This window comes from Pseudoalteromonas phenolica, from assembly GCF_044788725.1.
In the GTDB taxonomy this organism is placed as follows: domain Bacteria; phylum Pseudomonadota; class Gammaproteobacteria; order Enterobacterales; family Alteromonadaceae; genus Pseudoalteromonas; species Pseudoalteromonas phenolica_C.
The window spans coordinates 3,253,482-3,270,505 of the sequence record NZ_CP173161.1 but is presented as its reverse complement, the minus strand read 5'-3'; the positions used below and the strand labels follow the sequence as shown (position 1 = coordinate 3,270,505).

The following is a 17,024-nucleotide window of genomic DNA, read 5'->3' as shown; positions in this document are numbered from 1 at the left end:
TTTTGTGTTTATAAAATTAGTTATTTAATAGTAAGTCTTAAGACAAAAGGGCCGCTGCAAGTCTGACAAAATCAGATGAGGTTAAAATTCCCAATAACTTACCCTCTTCGTTTACGACGGGCATACAACCATGGCGGTTTTCGACAAAAAACTGCGCTACTTCACTGAGAGACTGTTCTGGTCGAATACTGGCAAAATCGGTTGCCATAATATCTTGGGCAATGCTTTGCTTTTCCTTTCTTTCAATCGCATTTGGGCCATAGGTTGCCATGATTTTCATCACTTGTGCGACCATGATCTTTTGTGTCAGCATGCCTTTTAGAATACCTTGATCATCGATCACAGGAATATGGCGAATGTTTTTTTCACGCATCAAGTCGTGTACTTCTTTAACGGTCGATTGGTGATGCACTGCAAATGGATCGGCAGTCATGAGATCAGAAACAATATGAAGCATATTAAACAGTCCTAGTTTGGATCAATATATAAACTTATAACCTATTTTATTCGAGCTTGCTTAAACCGAGATCAAAGTTTTACTTTTCAGCACTTCTAGGGAAAGGTGTATCAGCATTTTTCGCTAATTGAATATAGCGAGTATTAACGAGCTGCGAGAGGGGAACAAGTTCATAGCCTTGTTTTAAAAGCTGTGGGATCTGCTCATGCAAAAAGGTAACTGTTTCTGGATAAGGGTGAGCGATGAGTACGGTTTGGCCATTTCGCAGTGATAGGCTTTTAGCTTCTTCAAGTTGCTGTATTAAATAGGTGTCTTGTTTTTCGTTATCTAGAAATACTTGTCTAGCAATATTAGCGACGCCATATAAGTCGGCTACGGTTTGTGCTTGAGATTCATTTGTAGTTCGACTGTCGAGAAAATATAGGCCTCGTTTACGAAGCACTTCCATGGTCCATTTCATCGGATCGCTGTATTGAGTCAGTGCAGAGCCCATATGGTTATTCACCCCTGTAACTTGGGGCAAGCTTGCTAATGCATGACCCAATGTCATTTGTAAGGTTTTTTTATCCATATCTAATGTCAGTGCACCTGGGCCTAGTGCTTTGTCTTCAATCGCTTGCATGGGCACGTGTAGCAATAACTCTTTGCTCTGTTGGCTGGCCAAATAAGCAAACTTTTGCGAATAGGGGGTATGTGGCAAGATAGCAAAAGTGAGCTCACCGGGTAGAGATAGCAAATTGAGATCGCGTTGGTGGTTTCCCACATCGTCGATCACAATGGCAATTTGTTTAGCATGTAAAGGTATTGCAAAGTAAACAACACTTAGCAATAACCAAAATAATGAGCGCACAGTGTATTCTTCTATTTATAAGCCTGTAGCTTGAGAGTGAGTACTCTCTTATTTAATTTTTATCTTTATAATATCCTTTCGCATCAACTAAGTGCTTGTCAAGCAAGGCTAATTTAGCCATGTTGTTCGAAAGTTCACCAGCCATTATAGCGCGTTTATTTAAATGTGAAAGCCCTTGTTCAGCAAGAGGAATATCGGGTTGAATACCAACGCCATCGATTGAGCGACCAGAGGGGGTGAAGTATTTTGCTGTTGTAAGTTTCAGTGCTGTGGTGCCATCGCCAATGGGGATTAATGACTGTACCGACCCTTTACCATAAGACTTACTACCAACAACGATTGCGCGTTTATTGTCCTGCAATGCGCCAGCTAAGATCTCAGCAGCAGAAGCGGATTGCTCATTAATTAACACCACAATCGGTGCGCCATTTAAAATATCACCATGCTGGGCGACAAATTGCTGGTTAGCATCGAAAAAGCGTCCTTTGGTGGTAACTATGGTGCCCGCTTGTAAGAATAAGTCTGAAATCGCAACGGCACTACTTAGAGTACCACCAGGGTTGTCGCGTAGATCAATGATCAGTCCTGCAAGTGGTCCACCATTATTTGAAGTCAGCTTATTGATGTGACGCGCAACGTCGTGATAACTGTGGTTATTAAAGCTTTGTAAAGAAAGGTACGCGTTTTGATTCGTTAAAAGCTGACTAAATACGCTTTCAACATTGATTTCTTCACGCCTTAAAGCCAAAGTAAGTTCGCTTTTAGCACGCTCGACGGTGATATAAATGGTTTTTAGCGCCGCTTCTTTGAGTAACTTCGACACGTGGGCGATATCTCTTTTTGTGACATCTTCAGAGTTTATCGCCACCAGTTTATCGCCGCCTTCAATGCCAGCTTGCTCAGCGGGTGAGCCGGGTAAGGTGCCTAAAATGACAATGCGATTGTCGACTTCTTCTACCTCAATACCAATGCCTGTATAACGGCCATTGGCGGCACTGAATAAGCTTTCAAGTTCGCTGGCACTGAGATATTTTGAGTAAGGATCAAGTTGTTCAAAGACATCAGTTAAGTTGCTTTTGTGATACTGGCTCAGTGGTACATCATCCACATAATAGGTGTGAATGTGGTAAAGAATTTCGTTGGTTTGTTGCTGAGTAAATTGTGTCGCGGATGCAATTGACGTAAAGCTGATATAAAAACTCAGCATCGTAAACACGCATAAAAAAATAAGTTTAGATTTTAGGCAATCTAACGGTTTTGAATTGATTAAGAATGAATTCATATGCTGCTCCTAGTCAGGTGCAGCAAGGTTATTCTCTTAACTTATTTGCACCACTTTACTGGATCGACAGCGCTTCCTTTATGCCGTAACTCAAAGTATAGACCAGGATCTGCTTGTCCGCCGCTCTGACCTACTAATGCAATACTTTCACCGCTACGAACTTGATCACCAACATCTTTTAAAAGTGTTTGCGCATGCCCATATAAACTCATATAGCCTAAACCATGATCAACCACAATCACCCAACCAAAGCCGTTTAACCAATCAGCGAAAACCACTTGGCCTTGCTGAACTGCTTTAACGTTATCCCCTGTTTTTGCAGCAATAAACACGCCTTTCCAATTCATGCCTGCATGCTTACGTTGGCCAAAACGGTGTTTTAGGCGGCCTTTACTTGGCCAAGGTAACTTACCTTTTTTATTGCGCAGGCCTACTAATTCTACTGGTACTAAAGATTCAGTCTGTTGCTCGTTTAATTGAGCGAGGGTTGTTATTAAGGTTTGCTCATTTTCTTTTAAATAAGCAATGGCGCTTTGGGTTTGTTTTAATGCGTTATTTAGTTGTGAAAGGCTATTCTGACGTTGCGCTTTAGTGGCTTTAAGTGCCGCTAAACGCTCTGATTGTTGCGTAAATAAATCGTTTAGCTGCTGCTGTTTCTTTTCAAGAGCTTGTTGGTTTTCAGCAAGTTGGATCAGTACTTCTTTAAGATCTTCAATTTGTGCTATTCGGGCTTTGTTGAAGTAATCATAGTAACTCAATGTACGTTCTAAAGTCGCACTGCGCTCCTGATTTAACAGCATTTTTGAATAGTCATGACTGCCTGTCATATAGGCACTTTTTAATTGTCCTGCGAGCAATTTTTGTAGTTTGTTTTTTTTCAGCTCTAAGCTTTTATTTTCATTTTCGAGGGTATATTGCTGTTGACGGTTTTCATTGATCCCTTGCTCGGTTAATGACAAGGCTTTGGCATGTCGCGCAATTTGTAATTCAAAGTCACGTAATTTGCGCTTCAGGCTATTGAATCTTTCGCTTTGCTGTTGATAGCTTTTTTGGCTTCTTTCAAGCTCTTTTTGTACGGCGTCTAAGTCTTGCTTAGTGCGAGACTCGTTGGCATTGGCAAAAGCCAATACCAACAAAGTCGTTATGCCAAAAATAATGCGTAAGCTTGTGCGCATCACTTAATGGTCATAATAGGTGAACCTGTCATTTCTACAGGTTGTTCCATACCAAGTAAATGCAGCATCGTCGGTGCTACATCACTTAAAGTTTTGCCCGCTTGAGGCTGTGCATCACGGCCAACATAAATAAATGGCACAGGTTCGCTAGTGTGTGCTGTATGTGCTTGACCTGTTTTTGCATTGGTCATTTGCTCAGCATTACCGTGATCAGCTGTGATCAGTGCTTCACCACCGACTTTTTCTAGTGCTTCAACAACACGACCAATACATGCATCAACGGCTTCACAGGCTTTTACTGCGGCTTCAAATACGCCAGAGTGACCAACCATGTCGCCATTCGGATAGTTACAGATGATCACATCGTGTTCGCCGCTCTCAATAGCTTCAACCAGCTTGTCAGTCAGCATTGCTGAGTTCATCTCTGGTTGTAGGTCATAAGTGGCAACTTGTGGAGAAGGGATCAACTCACGCTTTTCACCAGCAAATAACTCTTCACGACCGCCACTGAAGAAGAAAGTCACATGTGCGTATTTTTCTGTTTCAGAAATACGCAATTGAGTTTTGTTGTGTTTCGCTAACCATTCACCGAGTACGTTATTTAGTTTTTCAGGTGCAAAGGCGATCGGTGCGTTAATGTCTGCAGCGTATTCAGTCATCATCACAAAGGCGCTTAATTCAGGTGCTTGTTTCTTTTCGAAACCAGCGAAATCAGCGTCAACAAATGCGCGCGTCATTTGACGTGCACGGTCAGCGCGGAAGTTCATGAAAATAACCGTGTCGCCATCATTAATGGTTGAAGTCGGTGCTGCATCAGGCTGAATAAGTGATGCTGCAACAAACTCATCATTTTCATCACGGTCGTAAGCAGCTAACAACGCTTCAACGCCATTGTTGTAAGTGTGTTGGCCTTCGGCGCACACCATTAAGTTGTAAGCAGATTCAACGCGTTCCCAACGGTTATCGCGGTCCATTGCATAGTAACGGCCCACAATGGATGCAAGACGGCCACAATTTAACTCTGCGAATAGCGCTTCGATTTTTTCGATTGAAGCTTGCGCACTGCGAGGTGGCGTATCGCGACCATCTAAGAAGGCATGGAAGTAAACAGCTTTTGCGCCACGTTTTGCAGCAAGCTTAATGGCTGCAATAATATGATCTTCATGACTGTGAACACCACCAGGGCTTAGTAGACCCATTAAGTGAACGGCTTTACCGGCGTTAACAGCTTTGTCGATGTTCTCTACTAACACTGGGTTGTGTTCAAATTCGCCATCGTCGATTGCTTTAGTAATGCGGGTAAAGTCTTGATAAACAATACGGCCGGCACCTAAATTTACGTGACCGACTTCAGAGTTACCCATCTGTCCATCTGGTAGACCCACATCTAAACCCGAACCTGAAATGAGTGTGCGAGGGCGGGTGGCCCATAAGTTATCTAAAACGGGCGTGTTTGCAGCTAAAATAGCGTTGCTTTCGCTTTCTTCTCTGTATCCCCAACCATCTAAAATCATTAGAACAAGTGGTTTTTTCTGTGCAGTCATTTGGGCTCCTAAACTAAGGCACGAACTCTGCGCGTAGCATACCGCGTTTTGTACGAATATTCAGCCCTTTGAAAGGGAATATTCTTCATCTAGCAATCTTGCAAGGGCTGTATTTACAAAAGGGTATACCCAAACAATCGCAAACGGTATACTGCCCAGTCATTGAACATTAAGACCTGATCTAAGCTTTTTAGATCACTGTAAGTTGGAATTTTCATGGAACAATATATCGAATTTATCGGCAATAACGCCGTGTTAAGTCTTATTTGGTTAGCGCTGGTAGCGATGATCGTGATGAGTTGGTTTAAAAGTAAGTTTTCGGCCATTCGTCAAATTAACCCGCAACAGCTAACGCTATTAGTAAATAAAGAAGATGGGCAAGTTGTTGATATTCGCCCTGCAAAAGAATTTAACGCAGGTCGAATTGCGGGTGCTGTTCAGCTTAGCGCAGAAAAAGCCAAACAAAGCGACTTTGCAGGCCTTGAAAAGTTCAAATCTAAGCCCATTATATTGGTATGTACTTCAGGTATGACAGCCAATGGTATTGCTAATAACGTATTAAAAGCGGGCTTCGAACACGTTTACGTATTAAGTGGTGGCATGGGTGCATGGCAAAGTGCTAACCTGCCTGTAACTACAGGTAAATAATCAAGAGGATTTTATGAGCAACGTTGTTATTTATACTAAAGATTACTGCCCTTATTGCCACAGAGCAAAGGCATTACTAGACAGTAAAGGTGTAACATACACTGAATATGATATTGCTGCTCAGCCTGAATTACGCGACGAAATGATTGAAAAAGCCAATGGTGGAACAACGGTTCCGCAAATCTTTATCAATGATACGCATATCGGCGGTTGCGATGATATGATGGCAATCGAAGCGCAGGGTAAATTAGATACCCTACTTAACGCATAATAATTACATTAAGAAATACAAGTTTTAGGAACACTCATGACAGAACAAGCAAATCAAGCTGCAGCTCCGCAGGAAGGCCCACAATTCACAATTCAGCGTATTTATACAAAAGATGTGTCTTTTGAAACGCCTAACTCTCCTGCTATCTTCCAAAAAGAGTGGACGCCTGAAGTAAAATTAGACATGGATACACGTTCTAACAAGTTAGACGAAGGTATCTTTGAAGTTGTACTAGCACTGACTGTAACAGCTTCTATCGGTGAAGAAACAGCATTCCTATGTGAAATTCAGCAAGCGGGTATTTTCCAAATCGCTGAACTTGAAGAACTACAAATGGCACACATGCTAGGTGCATTCTGCCCGAACATTCTGTTCCCATATGCACGTGAAGCAGTAGCAGGTTTAGTGAACAAGGGTACTTTCCCACAACTTAACCTAGCGCCAGTAAACTTTGACGCGCTATTTGCTCAGTACATGCAGCAACGTGCAGCACAAGCAGAGCAACCAGCTGACGCATAATTATATGAAAACAGAACAATCAGTTGTATCTGTACTAGGGGCGGGGTCGTATGGCACCGCCCTTGCTATTAGTTTTGCCCGAAATGGACATGCAGTAACCTTGTGGGGTCGAAACGCCGATGATGTTGAGACGCTAGCAACTGAGCGTAAAAATCAACGTTATCTTCCCGATATTACTTTCCCTGAAACTTTAAAGCTTGAGAGTGATTTAGCAAAAGCAGTTAAGGCTAGTCAGATCATCTTAGTGGTTGTGCCAAGCCATGCTTTTGCAAAAACATTAGAGCAAATTCAACCTATGCTCAATGCGGGTGCTAAAGTGGTGTGGGCGACAAAAGGGTTAGAGCCGAATACCGGGCGCTTACTGCAAGAAGTCGCAGTTGAAAAGCTAGGTGAAACAGTGCCTTTAGCTGTGCTATCTGGCCCGACATTTGCCAAAGAAATGGCGGCAGGCTTACCGACGGCTATTTCGGTGTCTGCAACTGAAACAGAATTTGCCAGTGATTTAGCTAAATTACTGCACTGCGGTCGCTCATTTCGTGTTTACAGCAACGATGACTTTATTGGTATTCAATTAGGTGGTGCGGTTAAAAATGTCATCGCCATTGGTGCCGGTATGTCAGATGGTTTTGGCTTTGGTGCAAACACGCGAACTGCATTAATCACCCGTGGCCTTGCCGAGCTTTGTCGTTTAGGTTGCGCACTCGGTGCAAAATCTGAAACCTTCATGGGTATGGCAGGTCTGGGAGATTTGATCCTTACCTGTACTGACAACCAATCTCGTAACCGTCGTTTCGGTCTTGCCTTAGGCAAAGGGTTAGGTGTTGACGAAGCCATGGAGAGCATTGGTCAGGTTGTAGAAGGTTATCGCAACACCAAAGAAGTGTATCTATTGGCGCAGCGCAGTGGCATCGAAATGCCAATCTGTGAGCAAATCTACCAAGTTCTTTATGAAAATAAAGATGTGAAAGAAGCAGCTATGGCGCTGTTAGGTAGAGAGCAAAAATCTGAATAACACTCAAAAAAGTAATTACAAAAAAACGGCGCTTCAAAGCGCCGTTTTTATATCTTAAGAAAAATTATTAGCTTTATGTGGCTGTTGTTTCAAATTCATTTTCTAACAGTCTAGTGGCTTTATCTACAGGCAAAGGCTTTGAGAAGTAATACCCTTGTAAGATGCCGCAGCCCATTACGTTTAATAGGTAGGCTTGCCTTTCATTTTCAACCCCTTCAGCAACCACAGTAATATTGAGATATTTAGCCAAGCGAATAATGGTGGCGGTGATATTTCTGTCTTGATCTGAGCTTTCAATATCCATGATGAAAGAGCGATCAATTTTCAAAATATCAATAGGAAAGCGTTTTAAATAACCTAATGAAGAGTGGCCTGTGCCAAAGTCGTCGAGTGCAATTGTGACGCCCAAAGCCTTAAGGCGGAGCATAATTTTGAGAGCTTGCTCTGGGTCGGCCATCATCGCGCTTTCAGTGATCTCAAGCTCTAGACAGTGTGCCGGAGTTCGGTGTTTGACTAAACACTCGCGCACTGTGTCAACTAAGAAGTCACTCTCAAAGTGTTTTGCAGAGATATTAATTGCCACATGGTTGCCCGATAACCCCATTGTTCGCCAATGGTTTATTTGCTGACAAGCGATATCAAGTAAGTAATTAGTCATTGGAATAATCGCGCCGCACTCTTCAGCAAATGGGATGAAATTAGCAGGGTTTTCTATCGAGCCATCATCTTGTTGCCATCTTACTAACCCTTCAAAGCCGACCAATTTGCGGTTATCGGCTTGGTATTTAGGTTGGTAGAAAAGCTTGAACTGTTGATCATCTATCGCTCTGAGTAGTGCTGATTCGCGAGACAGAATAGTTGGATCTAATTGGTGACGTTGCTTATCAAAAAATTGATAGCTGTTATTCCCTTTGTGTTTAGCATGATCCAGTGCGGAGTCGGCACAGCGGATCAAATGCTCACTGTCTACAGCATCATCTGGATAAATAGCTAGGCCACATGAGGCACTCACTGAGGTCTCAACACCTTGGTGTGTAAATGGGTGGTTGATACACTTTAAAATGTCATCGGCGAGCTTTTTGGCAAAGAAAATGGTCATACCCGAGAATAGATAGGGTGGGATCAAAACGGCAAATTCATCGCTACTGACTCTGGCTAGGGTGAAGCCCTTATCTAAGTGCTCAGATAGCCTGTTTGCCACTTCTTTCAATAGCGCATCTCCACTATCGTGGCCCATAAGATCGTTTATCTTTCTGAAGTGATCAATATCGATCAGCACCAATAATAAAGATGGGAATGCTTTATTACAGCTGGCAATGGCTTGGTTTAGCGATTCGATAAACAGTGTGCGATTGGCAAGCCCGGTGATCGAGTCTCTGGTCGATAAGTTAAGCAGCGCTTTTTCGTTGGCTTTACGCTCTGAGATATTCGTGAGCACACCTAAATAGAAAACTTCAGAAGGGTGATCTTCATGAGTGAGTTTTGTGACGGTGACATCTAAAGCCAATTTTTGATTATTCGCACCCAAAGTCCAAATTTCGCCGGTCCAATAATCATTTAGCTGACTCTCTGCAACAATATGTTGTTCGAGCGCGCGATCTCTCCCGTTTTCGGTGTAAATTTTAGGTCGATGGCCGACCAAAGTTTCTGCCGAATAACCGGTTATATCTGAATAAGCCTGGTTTACTTTTAAAACATTGAACTGCTCATCGGCAAGCCATATAGCATCTTTAGAGTGCGTCATGAGCATGTCGCTGAAATGTTCAGTCAATTGTGATTTAGAGCTACGAAGTTGGCGCTTAAGCAACCAAAAAACACAACCAGAGGTGAGCGTGATAGCCAGTAGCCAATGCCACCAAATTTTTTCAGGCTGTGCAGATGTAACTCGCAGTGTTTTCGAAATGTCTCGGCTGGATGCTGACACTTCTAATACGTTCATTTCAGCTGGAGTGAGGGTTAACTTATAGTTTTCTAACTCACGCCATGGTGTATTATCAGATAAACGATAACTGAGTTGGCAATTTTCGCAGGTGTTAAACCATAAGCTAAAACGTTTTACATCAGGATCTAGGGTGAGCGGCAATGATGGCGCAAATGACTCTGTGATTTTATCGCGATAATGATACCGCACATGTGATAGGTTGAGCGCAGTGTGCTTGGCTTCTGGTTGCTGGGCAATGAGTGAAAAGCTATCATTTAATAGCATGAGTTTCTGTCGAAAACTCAATACTTGACGCTGCTTTTCGAATGGCGCCACTAACCTTTTAGTTACCGTATCTTGATAATGGGCGATACCTTGTTTATCGAATTGCCAAATCCCTTCTTCGGCTTGGCTTAAGTACTTGCCTGGAAACTGATTTCGCTGAATAAAGCCAGTGATTTGTCTATTGATCAGGGTAAGTTCAAATAACCCCAACTCAGTGCTTAATAGCAAGCTATGAGAACGTTTTGAAAAAAGTACATCATGAAATTCTAAGCTCTTAAATGGCAGTACTAATTTGTGCGCCTGACCATTTTCTAAAAGCCACAAAGCACTTGGAGTAGAGGCAATAAACTGGTTGTTGTCTAGCTGAGTTACACTGTGGATTTGTTCAACGTTATAGTGCTGTAAGCGCTTTTTACTGCTTAAATCGAACTGGCTGAGGCCTTGCGCATCTCTTACCCATAAACTGCCGCCAGTAAAATACAGAGCCTGAGTATTTTGCTTATCTATAAAAGGTAAAAAATCACCTTTGTCGCCACTAAAAATATAAATTTGTTTGGCTGTGGCAACGGCCCAGCGTCCACCATCGATATATCTAACCGCATTCACTGGCTGGCTTTTGGCAAATTGCTGAAATGCGCGCATTCCTTGTTGATAAAGTTTTAACTCTTCTGAATTTTCTATATCTGTTTGCAGGGTTAGATTTGCAGGTTCTAATTTGTGCCACTTGCCAAGTTGTGAGATCCAAATAGCTTGGGTAGATATTTTTAAGTCATCTATCGGTAAGTTATTAACTTGATATTGGTATTGAGTGCCATCTTCTAAGTTATAGCTATTGATAAAGCTACTCTCAAAGCTGAGTAATTTAGAGCCATAAACAAAAAGGTTTTCAGACGCTGAAATAGGAAGGCGTTTAAGCTCACCATCAAAAATATACACCCCGTCATTGGTGCTTTGCAAAATGATTTTATTTTTGTAAAGCAGGATGTTGTCAGTTTCAAATGGCAATTTAATTAAAGTTTGTTTGCCAGTTTGCGTAGTTAACAGCATCAACTCGTTATTTTTAGAAATATATGTGAGTGCGTTAGGCGCTGCTTGCCACAGTTGCGCTTTTAAATCTATGGGTAAGACTGAGAGGGTATTTTGCCTGAGTTGGTATAAACGTTCATTGCTTTGAAAGACAATGCCTTCATTGGTGTTACTAATTTTTGTCACTGATGTTTGCAACCAGGTGCGGGTTTTAGCTGTAACCGTGTTTATTCTGCTTAGGCCTTTTTGGTGACCAACCCAAATATAAGGCGCTTGGCTTAAAATACTCAGAAATGGCGGAGTAAGTTCAGTGGTGAGCTTTTGTGCATCAAATTCATTATGGCCGTCAAACTTGACTAAGTCATCGCTGTATAAAAACCAGTGCTGATTGTTAGTTTGACTCGCTATGGCAGTAGGTGTGGTGTTGAGTTGCGATGCAACTGCTGGAATACACAAAACCCATAGGCAAAACAGCAATGAATGCCACAACTTCATAATTCTTACTAACCTCCTCACTCCTTGTTAGTATTTAATATTAGTGAATAATTCATTGCTGTGCGAGTAAATTGTTAAAAAATAGTCATTTATTTTGAGTTTACGAAGCCTAATTGACGCCATGACTCATATACAAACACGGCAACTGCGTTAGATAAGTTCATGCTGCGGCTGTTTTCTTTCATTGGTATGCGCACTCTTTGCTCTTCAGGCAAAGAAAAAATAATGTCTTCAGGTAACCCTCGGGTTTCTGGACCAAACATTAAGCAATCACCAGCCTGGTATTCAGGTTCATGATGGTAAGTACTGCCCTTCGTGGTGCAAGCAAAAACGCGTTTTGGTTTTTCTGTTTCTAAATAACTTTCAAAAGAAGGGTGACGCTTTACTTCACTGAACTCATGATAATCAAGGCCGGCACGACGGATGCGCTTATCATCCCATGCAAATCCTAGCGGCTCTATTAAATGTAATGTGTAACCAGTATTAGCACATAAGCGAATGATATTTCCCGTATTTGGTGGGATTTCAGGTTGGTATAAAACAATATCTAGCATAATCACCTCTAAAAATATTGAGCTAAGTATACCGAAAAGTATACTGAGCAATAAGTCATTTAGGTGTCTATACCCAATGAGAACCAATTAAGGAGTGAGTTTATGAAGCGTCAGTACGATGTGCTAGTGCGTTTTTCGAGTTTATTTACCATGGCAGTCGTGAGTATCATGATAGCGGCAAAGGCGTGGGCTTGGCTGGCATCAGGCAGTGCAGCTATGCTGGGCTCGCTTACTGACTCCTTGTTAGATATTTCGGCATCTATGATGAGCTTTTTGGTTTTAAGTTATGCATTGAGACCCGCTGATGACGATCACCGCTTTGGCCATGGAAAAGCAGAGGCACTTGCAGGGCTTGGTCAAGCGGCATTTATTTCTGGTTCGGCATGCTTTTTGGCATTTCACGGTGTTGAACGTCTGATCAACCCCGTCCCTTTACCTCATTCAATGTTGGGTGTTTGGGTGAGTGGTTTTGCAATACTGTGCACATTACTGGTGGTTGCAGTTCAACAATATGTCGTTAAGCATACTGAATCAATAGCCGTAAAAGCGGATTCACTTCACTACAAGGGAGACCTATTATTAAATGCTGCGGTGCTAGTGGGTATTTACTTAGCATCAATAGGTTACTTATTTGCAGATTCTGTGTTTGCCATTGGTGTGGCGTTTTACTTGCTGTTTAACTGCTGGGAAATAGCCAAAGAAAGTGCCAATCATTTAATGGATAAAGAACTCCCAGACGAAGAAAAAGTTCGCTTGGTGTCAATTATTTCGAAGCATCCTGACGTGCAAGGCGTTCACGATTTAAGAACGCGTCAGAGCGGTAAGCTGAAGTTTGTGCAGTTTCATATCGAACTCGATAAGCAGCTAAGCTTGCAGCAGGCCCATGGAATATCCGCAGAAGTGTGCGAAAAAATTCGCGCTGTATTTGGCGAGCATATCGATATTATGGTGCATCAAGATCCGGTTGCTTTAAATGAGCGGTGTGCGTCACAAAACTCATAAAACTGTTGCATCAATGGGTGGCGGATCGAGTCAATTTCATTCAGCAGCTCATGTTTCGCCATAGGAAATTCAGAGATACTGATGTGAGATTGCTTTTGCGCCCACTTTTTTGTTGCGAGGTTATCAACAATACTGTCTTGCTCTGCAAGAGCAATATGGATGGGGGTAGGGCTTAAAAGTTCAGGTAACAAAAAAGTCCAATTGAGCGCTGCTTGTAACCACGCAAAACTCACACCGCCTAATTGAAGGTGGGTTTGGTTTGCGTAAAGCGCTCTAAAATGCGTATATCTTTCAGCGCTATTGGTTAACTCGTTTTCAGAAAAGGGCTTTTCTGCATAACTAGCTTGACCAAACGCATAACGCTGTGAAAAACCTAGACGGCATGCTGAGCGCGCTACCCAAAGTGCCACTTTACTTGGGAAAGGTGCAGTGTTTATACCCAGCATAGGCGCACAAATAAAGGCACCTTGTGCGTTTACCGGATATCTCGCCATATAATCACAGCAAATAGCACCGCCCATAGAGTGTGCTAACAAAAAGTAATCGCAGCTCACTTGAGGCTTTACGATACTTTCAATGAAGAGATTTAAGTCATCCGCAAAGTCTTCAAATTGTTCAATAAAACCAAGTTGCTGATCAGCCGCTAGACGTGCCGATTGCCCCTGACCAATATGATCGCAGCAGTATACGGCAATATTGTTCTGATTTAGCTCCCAGATTAACTCTCTGTACTTATGACTTGCTTCAATGCGCCCTGAGATCAGTACCACAGTGAAATCAACACGCTCAGGCTGATGAATAGTGTAAAACAAATTGCCATGCTTGCCTGCAAATTGGCTATGAGTACCCGACTGCCAATGCTGCTCTATGGTGTCGATATTGTCGTTAAGTTGATCTGAATAGCTGTAAAACGTCATAGTGGTAGTGTAATTGTGACCGTTAATCCATGTGGCTGGTGGTTAGCAAAGTGAATATCGCCTTGGTGAGCGAACAATGCCCGTTTGGCAATGGCTAAACCTAAACCAATCCCGCCAGATTGTCGAGCCCGAGCGCTATCGGTACGATAAAACGCATTACCAAGTTCAGTCAATGCGCCTTCATCAACGCCTTGCCCATCGTCTTTAATACGAATAACTAACCGATCAGTTTGCTGTGTGATCTCAAACTCAATAGCAGTGCTTGCGTATTTGATGGCATTTCTGGTGATATTTTCGATTGCAGAGCTTAATAAGATGGCATCACAATTTAGTTCTATATCAGGAATAGTATTATTAGATAGCGTTTTACCATGCTGCTGAGCTTCAAATTTGGCATTTTGAAGTAACTCTTGTAATAAGCTAGAGAGTGCGATGGGTTCAAAATTTAGTTGGTGATCAGCATATTCTAATCTTGAGAGCGTGAGTACATCGGCAAGCATTTTATCTAGGCATTGAGACTCTTTTTCAATACGGGCCAAATAACTTTGCGTGGCGTCATTGGCGGTATCTTGCGCTATGGCATTGGCCAAATTCAAGCGTGTCAGCGGTGTGCGCAATTCATGAGATACATCGGCCAGCAACTGTTTATGTGCTTGAATGCTATGAGTGAGCTTATCGGCCATAAAATTAAAGTCGTGAATAAGCTGGGCAACTTCATCTTTACGATGAGCAGTAGCTGGGACGCGAGCATCTAACTCCCCCTTTGCTAAACGCCTAGCGCTGCGGCTTAAAGTATTCAATGGCGTGATTAAATAAATGGTTAAAAACACGCTCAAAATAACGGAAGGAATAAACACCGCGAGCAATTTCATCCAGACCGGTAACATACGAATGGAGTGAAAGATCATCGGCCTTGGCAGCGGTCTAATTTGATAGAGGCGATATGGCTCTTGGTGCAGGGAAATATCGAGAGGTCCAAAGGCAAAATATCGCTCAGTACGAATTTGGCTTGGGGTATTTTCATTTCCAAGGTCATTAAGTACCGACAAGTTTAAATTTTTCTCGTTATTGCCAGTGACAACGGTTTTATCTATGTTGTCGTGGACTAGTAAAATCATGCTATGACGAGACAATCGCGGGTGGTCAACAGCTTGCTGCAGGGTTTTGTTTTTACTTTCAACCAATCTAACGATATTGCGCTTTAAATGGTTGAGGCTGTCTAAGTGCCTGCTTTGCAAAGGGTCGTTATCTAATAACTCGCCTTGCAGGCGAGTGAATAACACCAGCAATAGAAAGATACAAACTATGGTCAGCCAAAATCCCGCAAAGGCTTTATAAAACAACCGACTGCTAAGAACTTGTTTAAAATTGCTTTTACTGAGCCAAAAAGACATAACCGCTGCCTCGCATGGTCTGAATACAATTCGCATCGCTATGTTGCGCGATTTTTTTGCGTAAGTTACTGACATGCATGTCAATAGAGCGGTCAAATGGTGCCAAGCGACGGCCCAGCACTTCTTGGCTAATCGTTTCTTTGGTGACCACTTTACCGACTTGTGTCATAAGTAGTTGCAAAACTGCAAACTCGGTGCCGGTGAGCGTAAGTTGTACTTTATTAACGTGCACAGTGCGCGCAGCCATATTCAGTGATACGCGATTGTATTCGATGACCTCGGCAATTTCTGCTTGCTTTACAAATTCGACCCGGCGGGTAATGGCATTAATGCGAGCCAATAACTCTCTGTGATTGAAAGGTTTGGAAATATAATCATCGGCGCCCAACTCAAGTCCAAATATGCGATCAAAATCATCGCCTTTGGCGGTCAACATGATCACGGGCGTCAGGTGAGTTTGGCGAAGTTGTTTGAGCACTTCGAAACCATCAAGTTTTGGCAGCATGATATCAAGCAAGATAACATCGAAGTTATCTGCTTTAGCCGCTGCTAAACCCGCTTCTCCATCAAAGGCCTGGCTGACAGTATGATTCTGACTTTGCAAATATTCGCAAAGTAAATTACTTAATTCAATATCGTCTTCTATTAGTAATAAATGGCTCATAATGGACCTGACAGCATGTACTTCATTTCTCTAGTTTACTGATAATCACATTGTATTGCAGAACTTTACACACTCTTTACGTTCGCTTGCGTTACTTTGCATTGCAGCGAGTAATCTTATAAACAAGTTAACCCGAGAGAGAATTTATTATGAAATTATCAACTTTATTAAGTGCCATTGTTTTAACTGGCAGCATTTTAGTATCTGTGACAGCAAACGCTAAAGGTCACTCAGAGCACCGCGGAGATTTTTTACTCTCTAAACGTGCAGTAGCTGCACTTGATTTAACCATCGACCAGCAAGCGCAAATCAAGTCGATTATTACAGAACTTAAAGCGGATAAAAAAGATAGAAAACTAGAGCGTAAAGAAAATCGCGAGGCTTTTCGCGCTTTAGTCGAAGCAGAAAACTTTGATGAAGATAAAGCAAAGGCCTTGATGTCAGACATTAAAGCTGAGCGCTCGGAGAAAATGTTAGCGCATCTAAAAAGCCGTCATCAGATTTGGCAATTGCTGACAGTAGAGCAAAGAGAGAAATTAACTGAGATGCGTGAAAAGCGTAAAAATAAGCAACGTCGTCACCGCGACTAACTAGCACTCACAAAATATCTTCAACATAAAAAGGCGACTATCAATTTAAGTTAGTCGCCTTTTTCACATTCTTTCAAGCTTTTTGAGCGAGTTACAGAAAGAGATTATTGAAAGAAGTCATCGTTTTTAGCCAGCATGGCTTCAATGTCTTCAATCATATCTTGTTTGGCTTGCTCATCGAGTTCTTCGTTTACAGAGATCTTGCTGGATATCTTGTTATTTTCTTCAGACCATTCGCCTAAATCAATTAACTGACAACGCTTTGAACAAAAAGGGCGGTGTGGACTTTGCTCACCCCATACGACATCGGCTTGGCAAGTCGGGCATTTTACAACTGTGGCCATCATTATTCTCTATTGACTTGGTTTGGCCACAGTGTAATTAAAACTAATGCGCTTTGCTACCTGATACTAGATTC

Annotated in this window: 17 protein-coding genes; 6 read left to right on the top strand and 11 right to left on the bottom strand. The window is 42.3% G+C overall.

Annotation, left to right across the window (positions count from 1 at the left end; translation table 11 throughout):
- Positions 1-37 precede the first annotated feature (37 nt).
- The 5 genes from ACH784_RS14815 to gpmM form a co-directional block, all read right to left on the bottom strand.
- A complete protein-coding gene (locus ACH784_RS14815; RefSeq protein WP_404391474.1) occupies positions 38-457 on the bottom strand; it encodes an HPP family protein in 420 nt (139 codons plus the stop codon).
- 79 nt (positions 458-536) lie between these two features.
- The gene (locus ACH784_RS14810) at positions 537-1,307 is read right to left on the bottom strand and encodes a divergent polysaccharide deacetylase family protein (RefSeq protein ID WP_404391472.1); all 771 of its coding nucleotides are present in this window, start codon (positions 1,305-1,307) and stop codon (positions 537-539) included.
- A 52-nt stretch (positions 1,308-1,359) separates the two neighbouring features.
- Positions 1,360-2,589: a S41 family peptidase gene (locus tag ACH784_RS14805; protein WP_404391470.1), complete on the bottom strand. Its 1,230-nt coding sequence runs from the start codon at positions 2,587-2,589 to the stop codon at positions 1,360-1,362.
- A gap of 41 nt (positions 2,590-2,630) precedes the next feature.
- Entirely contained in the window at positions 2,631-3,764 is a 1,134-nt protein-coding gene (locus ACH784_RS14800; RefSeq protein WP_404395285.1) for a murein hydrolase activator EnvC family protein, read from the bottom strand.
- A complete protein-coding gene (gpmM, locus tag ACH784_RS14795; protein WP_404391468.1) occupies positions 3,764-5,308 on the bottom strand; it encodes a 2,3-bisphosphoglycerate-independent phosphoglycerate mutase in 1,545 nt (514 codons plus the stop codon). Before gpmM ends, ACH784_RS14800 begins: the two co-directional genes overlap by 1 nt.
- A 216-nt stretch (positions 5,309-5,524) precedes the next feature.
- Here gpmM and ACH784_RS14790 point away from each other — a divergent pair, with 216 nt between their 5' ends.
- Genes ACH784_RS14790 through gpsA form a run of 4 tightly spaced genes read left to right on the top strand, consistent with a single transcriptional unit; the run spans position 5,525 to position 7,758 of the window.
- Positions 5,525-5,956 (top strand): rhodanese-like domain-containing protein, encoded by a 432-nt coding sequence (locus ACH784_RS14790; protein ID WP_404391466.1) that lies wholly within the window; start codon positions 5,525-5,527, stop codon positions 5,954-5,956.
- 13 nt (positions 5,957-5,969) lie between these two features.
- Positions 5,970-6,227: a glutaredoxin 3 gene (gene grxC, locus ACH784_RS14785; RefSeq protein WP_404391464.1), complete on the top strand. Its 258-nt coding sequence runs from the start codon at positions 5,970-5,972 to the stop codon at positions 6,225-6,227.
- 36 nt (positions 6,228-6,263) lie between these two features.
- On the top strand, positions 6,264-6,746 hold the full coding sequence (gene secB / locus ACH784_RS14780; RefSeq protein ID WP_138479843.1) for a protein-export chaperone SecB: 483 nt from the start codon (positions 6,264-6,266) through the stop codon (positions 6,744-6,746).
- Positions 6,747-6,750: 4 nt separating this feature from the next.
- Positions 6,751-7,758 carry an NAD(P)H-dependent glycerol-3-phosphate dehydrogenase gene (gene gpsA / locus ACH784_RS14775; RefSeq protein WP_404391462.1) on the top strand — a complete coding sequence of 336 codons (1,008 nt, stop codon included), beginning with the start codon at positions 6,751-6,753 and terminating at the stop codon, positions 7,756-7,758.
- A gap of 73 nt (positions 7,759-7,831) precedes the next feature.
- Here the strand turns inward: gpsA and ACH784_RS14770 are convergent, their stop codons facing one another.
- Together ACH784_RS14770 and trmL are read right to left on the bottom strand one after the other, a co-directional pair.
- Positions 7,832-11,485, bottom strand: coding sequence for an EAL domain-containing protein (locus ACH784_RS14770; RefSeq protein ID WP_404391460.1), 3,654 nt, complete (start codon positions 11,483-11,485; stop codon positions 7,832-7,834).
- 89 nt (positions 11,486-11,574) lie between these two features.
- Positions 11,575-12,039 carry a tRNA (uridine(34)/cytosine(34)/5-carboxymethylaminomethyluridine(34)-2'-O)-methyltransferase TrmL gene (gene trmL / locus ACH784_RS14765; RefSeq protein WP_404391458.1) on the bottom strand — a complete coding sequence of 155 codons (465 nt, stop codon included), beginning with the start codon at positions 12,037-12,039 and terminating at the stop codon, positions 11,575-11,577.
- A gap of 102 nt (positions 12,040-12,141) precedes the next feature.
- Between trmL and ACH784_RS14760 the strand changes: the two genes are divergently transcribed.
- The gene (locus ACH784_RS14760) at positions 12,142-13,041 is read left to right on the top strand and encodes a cation diffusion facilitator family transporter (RefSeq protein WP_404391456.1); all 900 of its coding nucleotides are present in this window, start codon (positions 12,142-12,144) and stop codon (positions 13,039-13,041) included.
- On the opposite strand, the gene ACH784_RS14755 is transcribed toward ACH784_RS14760, so the two are convergent.
- The 3 genes from ACH784_RS14755 to ACH784_RS14745 are packed head-to-tail and all read right to left on the bottom strand — an operon-like array spanning position 12,993 to position 16,016.
- On the bottom strand, positions 12,993-13,958 hold the full coding sequence (locus tag ACH784_RS14755) for an alpha/beta fold hydrolase (protein ID WP_404391454.1): 966 nt from the start codon (positions 13,956-13,958) through the stop codon (positions 12,993-12,995). The genes ACH784_RS14760 and ACH784_RS14755 overlap by 49 nt on opposite strands.
- A complete protein-coding gene (locus ACH784_RS14750; RefSeq protein WP_404391452.1) occupies positions 13,955-15,352 on the bottom strand; it encodes an ATP-binding protein in 1,398 nt (465 codons plus the stop codon). The genes ACH784_RS14755 and ACH784_RS14750 overlap by 4 nt, the downstream gene beginning before the upstream one ends.
- Positions 15,333-16,016, bottom strand: a complete 684-nt coding sequence (locus ACH784_RS14745; RefSeq protein ID WP_404391450.1) for a response regulator — start codon at positions 16,014-16,016, stop codon at positions 15,333-15,335. The genes ACH784_RS14750 and ACH784_RS14745 overlap by 20 nt, the downstream gene beginning before the upstream one ends.
- A 149-nt stretch (positions 16,017-16,165) precedes the next feature.
- On the opposite strand from ACH784_RS14745, the gene ACH784_RS14740 reads away from it, so the two are divergent.
- Positions 16,166-16,606 (top strand): Spy/CpxP family protein refolding chaperone, encoded by a 441-nt coding sequence (locus tag ACH784_RS14740; protein ID WP_404391448.1) that lies wholly within the window; start codon positions 16,166-16,168, stop codon positions 16,604-16,606.
- A 104-nt stretch (positions 16,607-16,710) separates the two neighbouring features.
- Here ACH784_RS14740 and yacG read toward each other — a convergent pair whose 3' ends face one another.
- The gene (gene yacG / locus ACH784_RS14735) at positions 16,711-16,950 is read right to left on the bottom strand and encodes a DNA gyrase inhibitor YacG (RefSeq protein WP_404395284.1); all 240 of its coding nucleotides are present in this window, start codon (positions 16,948-16,950) and stop codon (positions 16,711-16,713) included.
- Positions 16,951-17,024 lie beyond the last annotated feature (74 nt).